This is a genomic window from Kamptonema sp. PCC 6506, from assembly GCF_000180455.1.
Taxonomy (GTDB): domain Bacteria; phylum Cyanobacteriota; class Cyanobacteriia; order Cyanobacteriales; family Microcoleaceae; genus Kamptonema; species Kamptonema formosum.
This window is the reverse complement of the sequence record NZ_CACA01000158.1, coordinates 1-521: the sequence shown is the minus strand read 5'-3', so window position 1 is coordinate 521 and position 521 is coordinate 1. Positions and strand designations below refer to the sequence as shown.

The window sequence follows — 521 nt, the reverse complement described above, 5'->3', positions numbered from 1 at the left end:
AGCATTTATCCTCGGTTTTGCCTTAAAGGACATTCTGGCGAACTTTTTCAGTGGCTTAGTGTTATTGATTGATACGCCTTTCAGTTTCGGCGATGTTGTGGCTTTGCCAGATGGTTCGCGGGCAGTGATCAGAAAAATTGGTCTGCGCTTAACAAGTATGTACTTAATCGATAGTCACTCCGAGATTTACATACCTAATGCGGCCTTTCAAAGCCAAAATATCGTCAACCTCAGCCGTCCTACGAGTCACTATTACTACACCATTTCCATTCCGATCAAGGGTGATGTCGAGCCAGCAAGAGCGATATCTCTGATGGAAAAAGTAGTGCTTGCCCATCCTGATACAATGGGAGACATAGAGCAAAAACTGGAAGCAATTGAACGTTACTATGGCTATTCTGGAGCCGGAGTCAAACAGAAATTGAAGCGAGAAGTTGGGGTCATGCGGTTGCTAGCCGAGCAAGAAGTCACCCGTATGCTACTGAAAATTGAAATAAATTTGAAGCAACTATCAGATATCA

Annotated in this window: 1 protein-coding gene; it reads left to right on the top strand. The window is 43.8% G+C overall.

What is annotated here, in order from left to right; genetic code table 11:
- Positions 1-521: mechanosensitive ion channel domain-containing protein (locus tag OSCI_RS09020; protein ID WP_039961962.1), on the top strand; the 521-nt coding region annotated here is incomplete at both ends.